This is a genomic window from Nocardioides sp. YJ-D4, from assembly GCF_054031495.1.
In genome coordinates, this window is the sequence record NZ_CM132932.1 from 2,074,564 (window position 1) to 2,090,972 (window position 16,409).

The 16,409-nt window shown below is 69.3% G+C and carries 13 protein-coding genes; 6 read left to right on the plus strand and 7 right to left on the minus strand.

From position 1 onward, the window contains the following. Positions 1-58: 58 nt before the first annotated feature. Together ACW14X_RS09925 and ACW14X_RS09930 are read left to right on the plus strand one after the other, a co-directional pair. Positions 59-769, plus strand: coding sequence for an alpha/beta hydrolase (locus ACW14X_RS09925; protein WP_457165486.1), 711 nt, complete (start codon positions 59-61; stop codon positions 767-769). Between the two features lie 97 nt (positions 770-866). Continuing rightward, positions 867-1,535 carry a TRIC cation channel family protein gene (locus ACW14X_RS09930; RefSeq protein ID WP_160025262.1) on the plus strand — a complete coding sequence of 223 codons (669 nt, stop codon included), beginning with the start codon at positions 867-869 and terminating at the stop codon, positions 1,533-1,535. A 15-nt stretch (positions 1,536-1,550) separates the two neighbouring features. On the opposite strand, the gene ACW14X_RS09935 is transcribed toward ACW14X_RS09930, so the two are convergent. The 3 genes from ACW14X_RS09935 to sucC form a co-directional block, all read right to left on the minus strand. After that, positions 1,551-2,312: a LysM peptidoglycan-binding domain-containing protein gene (locus ACW14X_RS09935; RefSeq protein ID WP_457165487.1), complete on the minus strand. Its 762-nt coding sequence runs from the start codon at positions 2,310-2,312 to the stop codon at positions 1,551-1,553. Positions 2,313-2,467: 155 nt separating this feature from the next. Then, on the minus strand, positions 2,468-3,364 hold the full coding sequence (sucD, locus tag ACW14X_RS09940; protein WP_008364062.1) for a succinate--CoA ligase subunit alpha: 897 nt from the start codon (positions 3,362-3,364) through the stop codon (positions 2,468-2,470). A 17-nt stretch (positions 3,365-3,381) separates the two neighbouring features. After that, positions 3,382-4,545, minus strand: a complete 1,164-nt coding sequence (gene sucC, locus ACW14X_RS09945) for an ADP-forming succinate--CoA ligase subunit beta (protein WP_457165488.1) — start codon at positions 4,543-4,545, stop codon at positions 3,382-3,384. A gap of 784 nt (positions 4,546-5,329) precedes the next feature. Between sucC and ACW14X_RS09950 the strand changes: the two genes are divergently transcribed. Further along, complete coding sequence (locus tag ACW14X_RS09950; RefSeq protein ID WP_457165489.1) at positions 5,330-7,084, plus strand: M23 family metallopeptidase; 1,755 nt, start codon at positions 5,330-5,332, stop codon at positions 7,082-7,084. 153 nt (positions 7,085-7,237) lie between these two features. Here the strand turns inward: ACW14X_RS09950 and pcrA are convergent, their stop codons facing one another. Further along, positions 7,238-9,697 carry a DNA helicase PcrA gene (gene pcrA, locus ACW14X_RS09955; RefSeq protein ID WP_457165490.1) on the minus strand — a complete coding sequence of 820 codons (2,460 nt, stop codon included), beginning with the start codon at positions 9,695-9,697 and terminating at the stop codon, positions 7,238-7,240. A 61-nt stretch (positions 9,698-9,758) separates the two neighbouring features. Then, complete coding sequence (locus ACW14X_RS09960; protein ID WP_160025265.1) at positions 9,759-10,121, minus strand: hypothetical protein; 363 nt, start codon at positions 10,119-10,121, stop codon at positions 9,759-9,761. Positions 10,122-10,291: 170 nt separating this feature from the next. Between ACW14X_RS09960 and ACW14X_RS09965 the strand changes: the two genes are divergently transcribed. After that, positions 10,292-12,562: a SulP family inorganic anion transporter gene (locus tag ACW14X_RS09965; RefSeq protein ID WP_457165491.1), complete on the plus strand. Its 2,271-nt coding sequence runs from the start codon at positions 10,292-10,294 to the stop codon at positions 12,560-12,562. A gap of 2 nt (positions 12,563-12,564) precedes the next feature. On the opposite strand, the gene ACW14X_RS09970 is transcribed toward ACW14X_RS09965, so the two are convergent. Beyond that, a complete protein-coding gene (locus ACW14X_RS09970) occupies positions 12,565-13,212 on the minus strand; it encodes a response regulator transcription factor (protein ID WP_350719667.1) in 648 nt (215 codons plus the stop codon). Continuing rightward, positions 13,205-14,530, minus strand: a complete 1,326-nt coding sequence (locus ACW14X_RS09975; RefSeq protein ID WP_350719665.1) for a PspC domain-containing protein — start codon at positions 14,528-14,530, stop codon at positions 13,205-13,207. The genes ACW14X_RS09970 and ACW14X_RS09975 overlap by 8 nt, the downstream gene beginning before the upstream one ends. A 124-nt stretch (positions 14,531-14,654) precedes the next feature. Here ACW14X_RS09975 and ACW14X_RS09980 point away from each other — a divergent pair, with 124 nt between their 5' ends. Both ACW14X_RS09980 and ACW14X_RS09985 read left to right on the plus strand, forming a co-directional pair. Next, positions 14,655-15,953 carry a PspC domain-containing protein gene (locus tag ACW14X_RS09980; protein ID WP_457165492.1) on the plus strand — a complete coding sequence of 433 codons (1,299 nt, stop codon included), beginning with the start codon at positions 14,655-14,657 and terminating at the stop codon, positions 15,951-15,953. Next, the gene (locus ACW14X_RS09985; protein WP_160025267.1) at positions 15,950-16,204 is read left to right on the plus strand and encodes a hypothetical protein; all 255 of its coding nucleotides are present in this window, start codon (positions 15,950-15,952) and stop codon (positions 16,202-16,204) included. Before ACW14X_RS09980 ends, ACW14X_RS09985 begins: the two co-directional genes overlap by 4 nt. The last annotated feature ends 205 nt before the right edge of the window (positions 16,205-16,409 follow it).

Genomic DNA, 16,409 nt, shown 5'->3' on the forward strand with positions numbered 1-16,409 from the left:
GAACACGCCGCTCAAACTCCCGCGGGACCGCCTCGCGGCACACGAAAGGAACTGCAGCATGAGCACCACCGGTCAGCAGATCAAGAACATCGTCCTGGTGCACGGGGCCTTCGCCGACGGCGCGGGATGGCGCCGCGTCTACGACGACCTCACCGCCCGCGGATACCGCGTCAGCATCGTGCAGAACCCCCTGACGTCGCTCGCCGACGACGTCGCGGCAACTACGCGGGTCCTTGATCGTCAGGACGGTCCGACCGTCCTGGTCGGTCACTCGTGGGGCGGCACCGTCATCACGGAGGCGGGCAACCACCCGAACGTCGCCGGCCTCGTCTACGTCTCGGCGCTCGCGCCGGCTTCGGGCGAAACGACCGCGCAGCAGTACGAGGGCTTCGGCCCCACCCCCGATTTCGTCATCGAGGTCGGCGAGGACGGCTACGGGTTCCTCAACTCCGAGAAGTTCAAGGTCGGCTTCGCAGCGGACGCGAGCGATGAGGACGCCGCGTTCCTCCGCGACTCGCAGGTGCCGATCAACATGTCGGTGTTCGACGAGGCCGTGACCCGCGCCGCGTGGGCCGACAAGCCCAGCTGGGCGGTCATCGCCACCGAGGACAAGTCGTTCGACCAGGCGATGCTCCAGCACATGGCCAGCCGCGCGGGCGCCAAGATCACGAACGTGTCTGCGAGCCACGCGTTGTACATCACCCAGTCGGGCGTCGTCGCCGACGCGATCGTCGACGCCGCCGAACACGCGCTGATCGCGATCGGCTGAGTCACGCGGGCCGCTGAGTTCAACCGACTGCTGAAGCGGGGAAAGCGGCCCGGCCTACCGCAGCCCGGGCCTCAATCCTCGAAGGAGACAGACCATCATGATCACCACGCTCCAGGCGCCCTTGTGGATCGAGTTGCTTGCAGCCGGCCTCGGCGGGCTACAGGGCGCTCTCTTCGCCGCCAACGAGCGCCACCGCCGCATCGACGTCCTGGGAGTCGTCGTCATCGGCCTCGCTGTCTCGCTCGGCGGCAGCCTGCTGCGCGACATCTTGCTCAATCAGCCGCCCGTGGTGATCTGGAGCAACGGGTACCTGCTCGTGGCCGGCGTCTCCGCGGTCCTCGGAATGCTGATTCAGCCTCTGCTGGCGCGCGCCGACTGGACGCTCACCGCCCTGGACGCGGTCGTGATGGGCCTGTTCGGCGCGATCGGCGCCTCCAAGGCGCTCGCGCTCGGGGCGGGTGAAGCCGGTGCACTGGTCGTCGGGGTCGTGGGCGCCATCGGCGGCGGGATGCTGCGCGACGTCATCCTGAGCCTGCCCCTCTCGTTCCTCCAGGTAGGGACCCTGTACGCCGTCGCCGCAGGAACCGGCGCCGGCGTCCTCATCCTGCTCATCGGCCTCGGCACCCCGGTAGCGGTGGCGGGCCCGGTCTGCGTCATCGTGACGGCGACCGTCCGGCTGGTCGCCGTGCGCTTCGAATGGCGCTTCCCCGAGCAAGGGGCACTACGCCTCCGGCGTCGTGTCGGTCGCGGCGGCGAACCCGCGTGAATCGAGAGCCGGTGGTCAGCTCGTCGGGATGTACAGCTTGTACCCAGGAGGCAGCTTGTCGGGCGCCCTGGAGCCGTTGTAGATCCGCAGCTCCTCCTCGGTGACGCTGAACTTCTTGGCGACGCTCGCGTAGGTGTCGCCGGCAACGGTCGTGTAGACCGTCTCCCCGGTGCCGGGCTGGGGTTTCGGCTCGGGTTTGGGCTTGTCGGCCTTGACCGGGATCTCGATCGTCGTGCCGGCGAGCAGCTTGGTGGCGTCCTGGTAACCGTTGTGCGCCATCAGCTCGTCCGCGGTGACGCCGAACTTCTTGCCGATGCTGAAGAACGTGTCGCCGGCGGCGACCTTGTACTTCTTCGGCTTCGGCTTTGCCTTCGGGATCTTGATCTCGCTCCCTGCCAGCAGCTTGGTGGGATCTTCGTAGCCGTTGTAGGCCATCAGCTCGCCGACCTCGACGCCGAACTTCGCGGCGATGCCGGAGAAGGTGTCACCTGGCGCCACGGTGTACGTCTTCCCGGCCGGCTTCGCGGGCGGGCTCACCACGAGCTTGGCCCCCGCTCGGATCTTGGCGGGGTCGGCGACCTTGTTCCAGGTCACGAGGTCGCTGACCTTGACGCCGTACTTCCCGGCGATGCCGGAGAGGGTCTCCCCCGGCTGGACGGTGTGGGTCTTCCGCTCCGTCTTTGCCTGATCCACGCTCTGGTGCGCGCTCCGGGCCGATACCGCCACGGCCGGGGCCAACCCGGCGATCGACGACCCGAACGAGGCCGAAACAGCCATGACAACCGCACCTGAGATCAAACGCCTCATTCTCTTGGCCATAGCCGTCACAGTAATCCGTTCGGACGCTCAACAGCGCCCATTCGAACCAATCCCCGAAAACACGACCGCCCCCCGACCTTGACGGTCGCGGGGCGGTCACGAACTGACGTACGTCAGAGGGACTGCAGGATCTCGCGAGCGAGAGCAGCGGTCTCCGACGGGGTCTTGCCGACCTTGACGCCGGCGGCCTCGAGGGCCTCCTTCTTCGCCTGCGCGGTGCCGGCGGAGCCGGACACGATCGCACCGGCGTGACCCATGGTCTTACCCTCCGGCGCGGTGAAGCCGGCGACGTAGCCGACGACAGGCTTGGAGATGTTCTCCTTGATGTAGGCCGCGGCCCGCTCCTCGGCGTCGCCACCGATCTCACCGATCATGACGATGAGCTTGGTCTCGTCGTCCTTCTCGAACGCCTCGAGGGCGTCGATGTGGGTGGTGCCGATGATCGGGTCACCGCCGATGCCGATGGCGGTGGAGAAGCCGAAGTCCTTCAGCTCGTACATCATCTGGTAGGTCAGCGTGCCCGACTTGGAGACGAGACCGACCGGGCCCTTGCCGGTGATGGTGTGCGGGGTGATGCCGGCCAGCGACTCGCCCGGCGTGATGATGCCGGGGCAGTTCGGGCCGATCATCCGGGTGGCCTTGCCCTGCAGGTAGGACCACACCTCGGCGGTGTCCTGGACCGGGACGCCCTCGGTGATGACCACGATCAGCGGCATCTCGGCGTCGATGGCCTCGATCGCGGCGTCCTTGGTGAACGCCGGCGGGACGAAGAGCACCGACACGTTGGCGCCGGTCTCCTTCATCGCCTCCGCGACCGTGCCGAACACCGGGAGCTCCACGTCGGCGCCCTGGGCGTCCTTGTGGGTGACCGTGGTGCCGGCCTTGCGGGCGTTGACGCCACCGACGATCTGGGCGCCCGAGTCGAGCATCAGGGCGGTGTGCTTCGCACCCATGCCGCCGGTGATGCCCTGGACGATGACCTTGCTGTCCTTGTTGAGGTAGATGCTCATGTTTCTCTCTCCTGACCTCAGGCGTTGGCCAGCTCGGCGGCCTTGTCGGCGCCGCCGTCCATGGTGTCGACGATGGTGACCAGCGGGTGGTTGGCCTCACTGAGGATCTGGCGACCCAGGTCCACGTTGTTGCCGTCCAGACGCACGACGAGCGGCTTGGTGGCCTCGTTGCCGAGGATGTCCAGCGCGCCGACGATGCCCTTGGCGACCTCGTCACACGCGGTGATGCCACCGAAGACGTTCACGAACACGGACTTGACCTGCTCGTCGTTCAGGATGACGTCGAGACCGTCGGCCATGACCTGCGCGTTGGCGCCGCCACCGATGTCGAGGAAGTTGGCGGGCTTGACGCCACCGTGCGCCTCACCGGCGTACGCGACGACGTCGAGGGTCGACATGACCAGACCCGCGCCGTTGCCGATGATGCCGACCTGGCCATCGAGCTTGACGTAGTTGAGGCCCTTGTCCTTGGCCTTGGCCTCGAGCGGGTCCTCCTCGTCACGGATGACGAACTGCTCGTGGTCCTCGTGGCGGATCTCGGAGGCGTTGTCGTCCAGCGACACCTTGCCGTCGAGAGCCTCCAGCTTGTCGCCCTCCAGGCGAGCCAGCGGGTTGACCTCGACGAGCGTCGCGTCCTCCTCGGTGAACACCGTGTAGAGGCTCTGGATCATCGCGACGGCCTGCTCGAAGACGGGCTCCGGGAAGCCGCACTCGGTCGCGATCTCGCGCGCCTTGGTCTCGTCGACACCCTTGCCGGGGTCGATGCCGATCTGCTTCACGGCGTCGGGGTTGGTCTTGGCGACCTCCTCGATCTCCACACCACCCTCGACGGACGCGATGCAGAGGTACTGCCGGTTCGACCGGTCCAGCAGGAAGGAGAAGTAGTACTCCTCCACCGGCGGGGTCGCCGGCGTGATCAGCACCCGGTTGACCCTCAGGCCCTTGATCTCCATACCGAGGATGTTCGAGGCGTGCTCGAACGCCTCGTCCGCGGTCTTGGCCAGCTTCACGCCGCCGGCCTTGCCTCGGCCACCGGCCTTGACCTGCGCCTTGACGACGCAGAAGCCGATCTCCTCGGCGGCCTTCCTGGCTTCCTCAGCCGTCTCGACGACGACACCTTCGGTCACGGCGACGCCGTGCTTGGCGAAGAGCTTCTTCGCCTGGTACTCCATGAGATCCACTGATCCACCTGGTCTGTGTGTTGCGGTACGGGGCGGCGTACCGCATGGATCAGCGGTCGACGCCCTCGTCTTCAGATGTGTCCGTCCAGCACCATAGACCCCGCCGAGCCGGTCTTACGAGCCCAGGGCACACGACGTGACGTATGCCACTAGCGGGGCGTGGGACCGGACACACCGGACATATACCAACAAATCGGCAACCTTGGGTAACAGACCGTAGCCGCACGTAGCGACCCCCGTTTGACCCCGTACGACGCGGCTCGAGGTCCGGGGGCCGGACGGTTTTGACACCGTATCGAGGCTCAAATGGACCGAAGACACGCGTTTCGGGTGACATGAATATGCCGCAATCGAGTTCCGAATCTGGCGGAAATACGCAGATCAGCGACTGATTCGGCCACAGCCGTTGGTGAAATCAGCGAAACGGGCGTGCCACATTTCTTGACCGCGCCCTCCGGTCCGTTACAGTCATGGCTCGCCGTCTGACCCCGAACAGCGGAGATATGAACTGATGGGCAACCACCGAGCCGACGTCACAAGTGACAGTCCGCGTTCGGTCACCCCTTCCCCCGGAGCAACCACGAGCAGCAGCAGCTACGTCGGGAAGCGGCGCGCAGCGCCGGCGACCGACAGCCCTGCCTCCAGGCCTGCCCCGCGAGCGACCGGATCGACCTCCTACGTCGGGAAGCGGCGCGCCGCGCCGTCCCCCGCCGTTGGGACCGCGAAGCCATCCCCCGCCCCTGAGATTCCTGAAGAGCCGGTAGCCAAGGCCCGGCCCAACCGCGTGGTCCTCGACCAGACCGGCAAGCTGCCGGTCGTCGGGTCCCCGCGCGCTGACGAGACCCGCGACGGCCGCATCTCGACGGGTGAGCTGCGTGCTCTCGTCGAGGGCGACGGCCCTTCCTTCCCGGCCTCGTTCCCGACGCCGCCGCCTCCTGCGGCGACCCCGATCGTGCCCGTGCAGCGCCGGGCGGCCCAGATCGACCCGGTCCTGGCCGACCTGCTCTCCTCGATGGGCATCGACCCGGACAAGGTGACCCCCGAGGTGCTCGAAGACCTCGGCGTCGGAGGCATGACGACCTCCGAGCTCACCATGTTCCTGACCCAGCCGACCAAACCCGCGCCGGCCAAGGCGACGTCGAGCAGGTCGGTCTCGACCAAGACGCCGCCGCGCGGCGTTCCGGCGGTTCCCGCAGCTCCGGTTGTTCCCGCGCCGGTGCTTCCCGAGCCGGTGGCGCCCGTCGCCCCGGTCGCTCCCGTCGCTCCTGAGCCGACCTTCCAGGCGCCCGAGCCGACGCACACCCCGAAGCCGCTGCGGATGGCCAACACGTTCGCGCCGCTGACCGGCAAGATCCGCGCCGTGCGCGAGGCCCGCCAGATCCCGGCTCCGCCGGTGGCCCCGGCTGTTCCGGCCTACGAGCCGGAGATCCAGGAGCCCCGCGGGTTCCAGGAGGCTTTCGACGCGCCGCCGACGTCGTTCAAGATCGACACGACCTCGTTCCCGGCCCCGCCGGTGTCGCTGCCGCAGCAGATCGACTTCGATTCGATGGCGATCGACCTGCCGGCCGAGACCTACACCGTCGACGCGCCCTACTACGAGGCGCCGCAGCCGCACGAGGCGTACTACCAGGACGACTACGCCGACGGCTACCACAGCGACCCGCAGCAGGCCGAGACCTACTTCCGCGCCGACACGGGCAGCATCGACCTGCCGAGCATCAGCGAGATCGCGACCTACCGGCCCGAGCTGCACGACCTCCCGGCGGTCGAGACCACCGGCACGATGGTCGGCATCGGCGGCCCCACCCGTCCCCGCACCCGGCGCGCCGCCGCTGCTGCGGCCGGTGGCCGTCCGACGGTCCCGCTGACCGCCGGCGCCGCGGCTCTCGCCGCCGCCATCGGCGGCATCGCGCTGACCGGTGGTCCGACGATGGTCGCCGCCGATGACGTACGCCTCGTCGGCGCCACCGCGCTCGGTGGCGACAGCGACATGGTCGTCGTCGGTGACCGCTCCGCGACCGTCACCCGTAACGACGAGCGTTCCGAGGCCGACACCGCGGCGAGCGACCGCGAGAAGGCGCTCCAGGGCGTCGACGTCCAGGCCGACAAGCAGGACAAGTTCCTCAAGTCCAACATGTGGGAGCTGCCGATCCCGGCGGGCGTCTACCGCATCACCGGCACCTTCGGTTCCTCGGGCTCCAACTGGTCCAGCACCCACACGGGTCTCGACTTCGCTGCCCCCTACGGCACGCCGATCCACGCGATCGCCCGCGGCACGGTCACCGAGACCGCCTGGGGCGGGGCGTACGGAAACCGGACGATCATCACCCTCGAGGACGGCACCGAGATCTGGTACTGCCACCAGAGCGACTACGGCGTCTCCGTCGGCCAGACGGTCTCCCCCGGCGAGGTCATCGGCTACGTCGGCTCGACCGGTAACTCCACCGGCAACCACCTCCACGTGGAGGTCCGCCCCGGTGGTGGTGACGCCGTCGACCCCGACGCCGCCCTCAACGAGCACGGCGTAGACCCGAGCTGACGCGCGCAGCGCGTCCTGGTGTAGCCGAGTCGGCGCAACTGCACGCCTTGGAGCGAAGCGAAGCGAGCGAGGCGTGCGGTTGCGCCGACTCGGCGCGTAGTCATCTACAGTCAGCCCCGAGCCGGCCCGTTCTAACGAGCCGACTCGGCGTGACTAGAGCTTCTCGACCGGCGCGTAGCGCAGCAGCAGCCGCTTGACCCCGGTCTCGCCGAAGTCGATGCTCGCGACCTGCTTGTCGCCCGAGCCCTCGATGGTGACGACGGTGCCGAGACCGAAGGAGTCGTGGGTGACCCGGTCGCCCGGGTCGAGCGAGGGAACCTCACGGGCCGGCTTGGACTTGGCCGCGACATCGGCACGCAGCGCGGCCGAGGAGAAGTTGCGGCGGCCGGCGGCGGTGGGCTGGCCGAGGCGCTGGCCCCCGCCCCAGCTGTCGTTGGCGAAGTTCGGCCGGCCCCACGAGGACATCTCCTTCTCCGTACGCCGCCAGTCGACCAGGTCGACCGGGAGCTCGTCGAGGAAGCGGCTGCCGGGGTTGTGCGAGGGAGCGCCCCAGGCGGACCGGACGACGGCACGTGAGATGAAGAGCCGCTTCTCGGCGCGGGTGATGCCGACGTAGGCCAGGCGGCGCTCCTCCTCGAGCTCGGTGCCGTCACCGAGGGCCCGGGAGTGCGGGAAGACGCCGTCCTCCATGCCGGTGAGGAAGACGGCGGGGAACTCCAGGCCCTTGGCGGTGTGGAGCGTCATCAGGGTGACCACGCCGTCCTCGTCGTCGGGGATCTGGTCGGTGTCGGCGACCAGGGCGACCCGCTCCAGGAAGTCGCGAAGCCCAGGCTCGACGGTTCCGGCGTCGACGTCGGCCGGGTCGGCGCTCGGGGCCGCGACCGGGTCGTCGGAGAACTCACGGGCCACGGCGACGAGCTCGGCGAGGTTCTCCACGCGGGTCTCGTCCTGCGGGTCGTCGGACTCCTCGAGCGATGCGAGGTAGCCCGATCGGTCGAGCACCGCCTCCAGGATGACGTCGGCCCGCTCGCCGGCGGCGACCATCTGCAGCAGCTCTTCGACCATCGCGACGAAGGCCTTGATGTTGGTCAGGCTGCGGGTGGCCAGACCGGGGGCGTCCTCGGCCTTCTGCAGCGCGTCCCAGAAGGTCAGGCCGTCGCGCTCGGCGAGCGCGTTGACGCAGGCCACGGCGCGGTCGCCGATGCCCCGCTTGGGGGTGTTGAGGATCCTTCGGAGCGAGACCTGGTCGTCGGGGTTGGCCAGGGTGCGCAGGTAGGCCAGGGCGTCGCGTACTTCCTTGCGCTCGTAGAAGCGCACACCGCCGACGACCTTGTAGGGCTGGCCGGTGCGGATGAACACCTCCTCGAAGACACGCGACTGGGCGTTGGTGCGGTAGAAGACGGCGACGTCGGCGGCCTTGAGCCCACCGTCGACCAGCTTGTCGATCTCGTCGGAGACGAACCGGGCCTCGTCGCGCTCGTCGTCGGCGACGTAGCCGACGATGCGATCACCGTTGCCGGCGTCGCTCCACAGCGCCTTCTCCTTGCGACCCTTGTTGTGCTTGATGACCGCGTTGGCTGCGGTGAGGATCGTCTGCGTGGAGCGGTAGTTCTGCTCCAGCAGGATGGTGGTCGCGTTGGGGAAGTCCTGCTCGAAGTCGAGGATGTTGCGGATGTTGGCGCCGCGGAAGGCGTAGATCGACTGGTCGGCGTCGCCGACCACCATCAGCTCGGCCGGCTCGGCACGCGGAGTCTCCTCGGCGTAGGTGTCGGTCAGCGCGGTGTCGTCCATCCGGTCGGCGCAGAGCTCGTGGACCAGGGCGTACTGAGCGTGGTTGGTGTCCTGGTATTCGTCGACCAGCACATGCCGGAAGCGGCGCCGGTAGACCTCGCGCACCTCCGGGTAGGTCCGGAAGAGCTCGACCGTCGACATGATCAGGTCGTCGAAGTCGAGGGCGTTGGCCTGCCGCAGACGCTTCTGATACTCCTTGTAGGCCGCCACATAGGTCTGCTCGAGGTGGTTGCGCGCGTCCTTCTCGGCCGCCTCGACGTCGCGCAGCTCGTTCTTCTGGTCGCTGACCCAGTTGAGCACCTGGCCGGGCTGGTAGTGACGCGGGTCGAGGTCGAGGTCGCTGAGCACCAGCTGCATCAGCCGCTTCTGGTCCTGGGCGTCGTAGATGGAGAAGTTGGACTTCAGCCCGACCTTGTCGATCTCCTTGCGCAGGATCCGCACGCAAGCGCTGTGGAACGTGGAGACCCACATGATCCGGGCGCGCTTGCCGACCAGGGCCTCGACGCGCTCCTTCATCTCGGCCGCGGCCTTGTTGGTGAAGGTGATCGCCAGAATGCTGCCGGGGTGGGCGCCGCGCTGCGAGATCAGCCACGCGATCCGCCGGGTCAGCACCCGGGTCTTGCCCGACCCCGCTCCCGCCACGACCAGGAGCGGCGCCCCCTCGTGCTGCACGGCGGCCTTCTGGGGCTCGTTGAGCCCGTCGAGGAGCTCTTCCGTGCTCGGGCCACGCCGTTTCGTACGCGGCTCGTCGGCCGGCTGCGCCGAGGCGAAGGCCTCGAGGCCCGGAATGGTGGCAACAGGGGTCTGATCAGGCGTACTCATGCTGACTCCAGCCTAGGGGCTGGCACCGACAAGTCGCGGGTCGGCGGGCCCTGGGGGATCGTCAGGCAGCGACGTGCGCGGAGGACCAGAAGACCGCGACGCAGACGTTGATGATCGTCAGCCCGAAGATCGTCCAGTAGAGCCCGTCGGAGATCTTGGGCTTGCGCAGCTGCGACATCACCAGGCCGAGGATGACCAGGCCGATCACGAGCTTCACGCCGACCTTGGCGTGGTCGACCGGACCGTCGCCCATCTCGAGGACGCCGACGAGCAGCAGCCCGGCGAGGAACGCGGTGCCGGAGCCGTCGCGCATGAGGCCGTTGGCGACCTTGTCAGGGGCCTTGATCTGCACCAGCAGGCCGCCGAAGAGGGCCGCGAAGCCGAGCAGGTGAATGACGAGCAGAATGTGCCGCACGATCTCCATGGGCAAAGACTAGAGCCAGCGCTTCGGAGCCCACCACGCGGTACCGCTTCGGCACGTTTTCGAACGATCACACGATTTTGGTCACATTCGCCTTGGGGAATTCGGCGGTGTCTGCCTACTCTCACCGTGACCGCCACCATCGCTCTCGGCTCCGCAAGGAGGATTCTGACGTGTCATCACCTCGCCCGACCCTGCCCACCGGCGGGTCCAGACCGCTCGACCAGCTCCGCCAGTCCATCCGCTTCGACGTACCGGCCTCGCTGGTCGTCTTCCTCGTCGCCGTGCCGCTCTCGCTCGGCATCGCCGTCGCCTCCGGTGCTCCTGTCGCCGCGGGCCTGATCGCCGCCGCGGCGGGCGGCATCGTCGCCGGCCTCTTCGGCGGCTCCCCGCTGCAGGTCAGCGGCCCTGCTGCCGGCATGACCGTCGTCGTGGCCGAGACGGTCGCCGAGTTCGGATGGGAGGCGACCTGCGCCATCACCGTGATGGCCGGCGTGCTCCAGGTCCTGCTCGGTGCCACCCGGCTCGGGCGCTACGCGTTGGCCATCTCTCCGACCGTGGTCAGCGCGATGCTGGCCGCGATCGGGATCTCGATCGTCCTCGGCCAGCTCAACGTCGCCCTCGGCGGCCGGTCGCAGTCCAGCGCGTTCGAGAACGTCCAGCACATCATCGGCAACGCTCAGGAACCCAACATCCACGCCGTCCTGGCCGGGCTCGGGGTGATCGCCATCCTGCTCGCCTGGCCACGGCTCCCGCAGCGGATCCGCGCGGTGCCCGGCCAGCTGGTGGCCGTCGTCGCGCTCACCCTCCTCGCGGCTGCGTGGCTGCCGGGCGCCGAGCGGGTCGAGCTCGGCGGTGACCTGCTCGACGAGATCGGCTCGGTCGCGCTGCCGGAGGGCACCCCGCTCGCCGTGGCCGGCGCGGTGCTCACCGTCGCGCTGGTCGCGAGCGTCGAGAGCCTGCTCTCGGCGGTCGCCGTCGACAAGCTGCACGGCGGCCCGCGCAGCAACCTCAACCGCGAGCTCGTCGGTCAGGGTCTGGCCAACTCCGCATCCGGCGCACTGGGCGGCCTCCCGGTCACCGGCGTCATCGTGCGCAGCTCGACCAACGTCGCCGCCGGAGCCCGCACCCGTGTGTCCGCGATCCTGCACGGCGTCTGGGTGCTCCTCTTCGCCCTCGTCCTGGTCGGACTCGTGGAGCAGATCCCGCTCGCCGCTCTGGCCGGGCTGCTGATCATGATGGGCACCGGCCTGGTCCGGCCTGCCGACATCTCCCAGGCGCACGCCCGTGGCGAGCTGTGGATCTACGGCCTCACCATCGCGGGAGTGCTCGCGCTCAACCTCATCGAAGGTGTGATGATCGGCCTCGTGGCCGCGCTGGTCCTGGTGCTGTGGCGCCTGGTCCATGTGCGGATCGACGTACGGATGGCCGGCCAGGCCGCCGACGGCCGCGAGAAGTGGCTGGTCGAGGTGCACGGCAGCCTCTCGTTCCTGGCGACGCCGACACTGGTGAGCAGGCTAGACGAGATCCCGGAGGGCCAGGTCGTCGAGCTCGACCTCTTGGTCGACTACCTCGACCCGGCAGGACGTGACCAGCTCGACCACTGGCGCGCCCGCTACGAGGAAGCCGGTGGCACCGTGCTCGTGGAGCACTCCGGACCGCACGGCGACGAGGCGCCCCGCCAGGAGCGCGCGCTGAAGGCGCCGCCGATCAGCCCCCGCGGCCTGCTGCCGTGGAGCGCCTGGCAGGACGTACGTGCCGACCGCACCGATCGTCACCACCCGCTCGCCCTCGGCGTGCGGGAGTACCACCGCCGCCACGCGGCACCGCTGCGCCCGGTCTACGAGGGGCTCGCCGACGGCCAGGAGCCGCACGCGGTCTTCCTGACCTGCGTCGACTCCCGGGTGGTGCCGAACCTGATCACGTCGAGCGGCCCGGGCGACCTGCTGACCGTGCGCACCATGGGCAACCTGGTGCCCGAGCCCGGTAGCCCGGACAGCTCGGTCGCGGCGCCGATGCTCTTCGGCGTGGACGACCTCGGCATCAACACCGTCGTCGTCTGCGGCCACTCCCGCTGCGGGGCGATCACCTCCGCGATGGAGAGCACCCGTGCCGGGGACGTGCCCGCCGGGCCGGTCGGCGACTGGCTGCGCCATGCCGCTCCGGCCATCCACGAGTGGCAGGCCGGGCATCCGGTCGGCGCCGCAGCCGCCGCGGCCGGCCGGAGCGAGGTCGACCAGGTCTCCCAGGTCAACGTCGCGGTGATGATCGACCGCCTCGGGGAGCTCCTGGCAGGCCGGGACGTACGTCTCGTGGGGCTGTTCCTGGACATCTCCGACGGGACGCTGCAGATCCTGCGCGGCGACGGGTTCACGACGCTCACCGACGCGGAGACCGATGAGCTCGCCCACCTGATGGAGGCTCGCCCACCGGAGCCGGCCTAGAACTAGAGCAGGCGGCGGTCGTTGGCCCAGCGAGTGAGCTCGTGACGGCTCGACAGCTGTAGCTTGCGCAGCACGTTGGACATGTGGGTCTCGACCGTCTTGATCGAGATGAACAGCTCGCCGGCGACCTCCTTGTAGGAGTAGCCACGGGCGATGAGGCGCATCACCTCGCGCTCTCGTTCGGTCAGACGGTCGAGGTCCTCGTCGATGTCGGCGATGGCGATGGTGCCGGCGAAGGCGTCGAGCACGAAGCCGGCCAGACGCGGTGAGAAGACCGCGTCTCCGCCGGAGACCCGCTGGATCGCGGCGACCAGCTCGGCACCGGTGATGGTCTTGGTGACGTAGCCCCTGGCGCCGCCGCGGATGGTGCCGATGACGTCCTCGGCCGCGTCGGAGACGGACAGCGCGAGGTAGCGCGGCGAGCCGTCGACGGCGGGCGCCTTGCGCATCACCTCGACACCGCCACCGCCGGGAAGATGTACGTCGAGCAGCACCACGTCGGGCTTGCCCTCGGCGATCGCCTTGACCGCGGAGTCGACATCCTCGGCCTCCCCGACGATCCGGATCACCGGCGAACGGCTCAGCTCGGCGCGTACGCCGGTGCGGAACATCGCATGGTCGTCGACGATGACGACCTTGACCTCACTCATGGTTGCTCTCCATCCGCGGCTGCTTCAGCCGCACCTCGGTGCCCTCTCCCGGAGACGATCTCACCACAGCGCTGCCGCCGTGGCGCGACATCCGGTCGATGATGCTGTCGCGTACGCCGTGCCGGTCGGCGGAGACCTCGTCGACGACGAAGCCCGCTCCCCGGTCGCGGACAAAGACCTCGAAGGCCTCCTCGGTCGCCTCGGCGTAGACGTCGACCCGGCCGGTGCCGGCGTGCTTGGCGGCGTTGGTGACCGCCTCGCGGGTGGCGGCGACGATCGGGCGCACCGTCTCGTCGAAGGGGCCGTCGCCGACGACCACCACGTCGACGGTCACGCCGTGGGCGTCCTCGACCTCTGCTGCGGCCGCCTTCAGCGCGGCCGCGAACGTCTCGTCGGCCTCGGCCGGGGTCGAGAAGAGCCACTCCCGCAGATCGCGCTCCTGGGCGCGGGCCAGCTTCTGCACCATCGCGGGATCGCCGGAGTTGCGCTGGATCAGGGCGAGGGTCTGAAGGACCGAGTCGTGCAGGTGAGCAGCCATGTCGGCACGTTCCTGGCTCCGGATCCGCTCCTCGCGCTCGCTGCCCAGGTCGCTGGCGAGCTGGTGCATCCACGGCCCGACGACGAGGAAGCCCGCGCCGAGCACGATCAGCCCGGCGATGATCAGCGCGGTGGCGTTGCCGAAGTCGAGCTGGCCGCCGGCGAGGATCACCGCGAAGAGCATCAGGCCGACGCCGACGCCGACCCGGACGTACGCCCGCCAGCCGCCCTTGCCGAACACCATCCGCACCAGGTCGAGGCGTCCGGTGCCGTCGATCCAGCGCTCTCGCTGGGCGGCGTCGGCCTGGCGCCACAGCAGCGCGACACCGGCGACACCGAGCATCGCCGGCCAGATCAGCGCACCGGCACCGAGCACGGTGTCGAAGAGCACCACGGCACCGAACCCGAGGGCGAGCAGCGCGATCGCCGGGCCCTTGTCGACGCCGCCCGAACGCGCGGCCGGGCGGCGGCCACCGCGGGTCGCGCTCTCACCGCCTGGTGTGGACTGCTCCAGGAGAGGCGCGGCGGGGATGAAGATCCACAGGGCGGCGTAGAGCAGCACGCCGAAGCCGCTGAACACGGCGGTCACCACGAAGAACGCGCGCACTGCGAGCACCGGGAGGCCGAGGTGTTCGGCCAGGCCCGCGGCCACGCCACCGATCACCGACGCGTCGGTGTCGCGGTAGGCGCGGCGTACCGCTGGAGCGGAGCCCGAAGCCGTGGGGCCTGTGCGCTCCGGGGGCGGTTCCGGTAGCTCCGCGGTGGCGTGGGTTGTCGTCATGATGACATCCATCGTCACACCAACCACGGGTGTGTGCCATGAGGATTCACCCTGATCCTTGCTCGTCGAGAACTCAGGGCCGTCCCTGATGGTCTGCGGGGTGCGGAGGAGTCAGAGTAGGGGTGTGACGATCCCGCCCGAGGCGCCGCCGCCTCCCAACCCGGAGCCGCCACCGCCTGTCTCCGAGGCGCGCGCCCGGCCCAGTGTCGAGCAGCTGCGCAACCTCAGCGGCCTGCGGCGTACGACCCATGCCTCCCCGGAGGGACGGCACATCGCCGGCGTCGCGGGTGGGATCGCACGCCACTTCGACGTCGACCCGCTGCTGGTGCGGGTGCTGCTGGTCGTGGCGGTGTTCTTCGGGGGCGCCGGCGGGATCGTGTACGTCGCGGCCTGGGTGCTGGTGCCCGAGGAGGGTGCCGAGGACGGGATGATCCCCGTCGGACCACCTGCCCGCAACCTCCTGCTCTGGATCGCCGGCGGGATCGCGGCGATCTCGCTGCTCGGCGACGCGTTCGGCGACACCAGCGTCCCGTGGTTCTGGCTCGCGGTGCTCGGGGTGGTCGCGCTCTGGTACGCCAACCGCGGCAAGTGGGGCCGCAAGCGCAGCGGACCTCCTCCGTCCCCTGCCTCGTCCCCTGCCACCACGAGCATGCACGTTCCCGCGGCCCCGACGCGTACTCTTCCGGCGCCGTGGCCGCCCGGATCGTACGATCCCAGCGCGCCTGTCACCGTGGCCGGTAGGCGGCGCCCGCCGTTGCTGTTCGGCCGCGCCATCGCGGTCGCCGCACTGGTGGTCGGTGTCCTCGGGCTCGTCGACGTCGCCGACTGGGCGCCGGTCCCGACCAGCGCCTACCCGGCCGCACTCCTGGCCGTCTTCGGTGGCTTCCTCGTGCTCGGCGCCTTCTGGGGCCGGGCCGGTGGGCTGATCTTCCTCGGGCTGCTGGCGCTCGCCGCACTGCCGCTCACCATGATCGACCCCTCGAACATCGACACCGGCAGCAGCATCGAGTCCCATCCGCGGAGCGTCGCGATGCTGGAGTCGTCGTACCAGGTCGACGCCGGCGAGATCACGCTGGACCTGAGCGCCATCGATGCGAAGGCGCTCGACGGCCGAGAGCTCGACATCAACAGCTCTTTCGGTGAGATCACCGTGATCGTCCCCGACGACGCCACCGTCGCCGTCGACGCCTCCGTCGGCGCCGTCGGCGAGGCGCAGATCTTCGACGAGACCCGCAGCGACGTCGGCGGGTTCAACCTGGCCCGCACCCATGTCGCCGGGAAGGAAGGCAGCGAACCCGGTCTCGCCGACGACGCCGACCTCCATCTGACCACCACAGCTGACGTCGGCGAGATCAAGGTCTTCGAGGAGAGCGACCCCCGAGCCGCCGCCTTCGTCGGAACGGCCGAGAGGAGCAACCCGTGAGCTACGACTACGCCCCGCCGCCGCGTTTCGAGGACCAGGCGCAACCGCCGAAGCCCACCGGTCGGCACCCGGTCAACATCGGCCATCTGGTCATGGGTCTCGCTTTTCTGGTCTTCGTCGTCGTCTGGGCTCTGATCGTCAGCGGGACCGTCGTCATCCACAGCGTCGAGGACCTTCGCTGGCTTCTTCCGCTTCCCTGGATCGTCGGCGGCTCTATCGGGCTTCTTGCTGCGCTTCTTCGGAAGAACTGAGTTTTTTCGCGGGGGCGTTTGTCTTCTCGGCGGGATCGCTTCTTCGGGTTGGGGTGGGCCGCCGACCCGTTCTTGGAGGGTCTTCTCGATCTGGACCGGCGTCAAGGACGCCCTTCGGGCGCCGGCTTCGCCGGCCGCCTTCGGCGGTCCTGGACTCCGGACCAGATCGAGAAAAAACTTGGCTGGCTATCGGGGCGGCGGCCCG

Coding starts and splice junctions, on each gene's coding strand:
- ACW14X_RS09925 (WP_457165486.1), top strand. CDS start 59: ATGAGCACCACCGGTCAGCAGATCAAGAACATCGTCCTGGTGCACGGG.
- ACW14X_RS09930 (WP_160025262.1), top strand. CDS start 867: ATGATCACCACGCTCCAGGCGCCCTTGTGGATCGAGTTGCTTGCAGCC.
- ACW14X_RS09935 (WP_457165487.1), bottom strand. CDS start 2,312: ATGGCTGTTTCGGCCTCGTTCGGGTCGTCGATCGCCGGGTTGGCCCCG.
- sucD (WP_008364062.1), bottom strand. CDS start 3,364: ATGAGCATCTACCTCAACAAGGACAGCAAGGTCATCGTCCAGGGCATC.
- pcrA (WP_457165490.1), bottom strand. CDS start 9,697: ATGAGTACGCCTGATCAGACCCCTGTTGCCACCATTCCGGGCCTCGAG.
- ACW14X_RS09960 (WP_160025265.1), bottom strand. CDS start 10,121: ATGGAGATCGTGCGGCACATTCTGCTCGTCATTCACCTGCTCGGCTTC.
- ACW14X_RS09970 (WP_350719667.1), bottom strand. CDS start 13,212: ATGAGTGAGGTCAAGGTCGTCATCGTCGACGACCATGCGATGTTCCGC.
- ACW14X_RS09975 (WP_350719665.1), bottom strand. CDS start 14,530: ATGACGACAACCCACGCCACCGCGGAGCTACCGGAACCGCCCCCGGAG.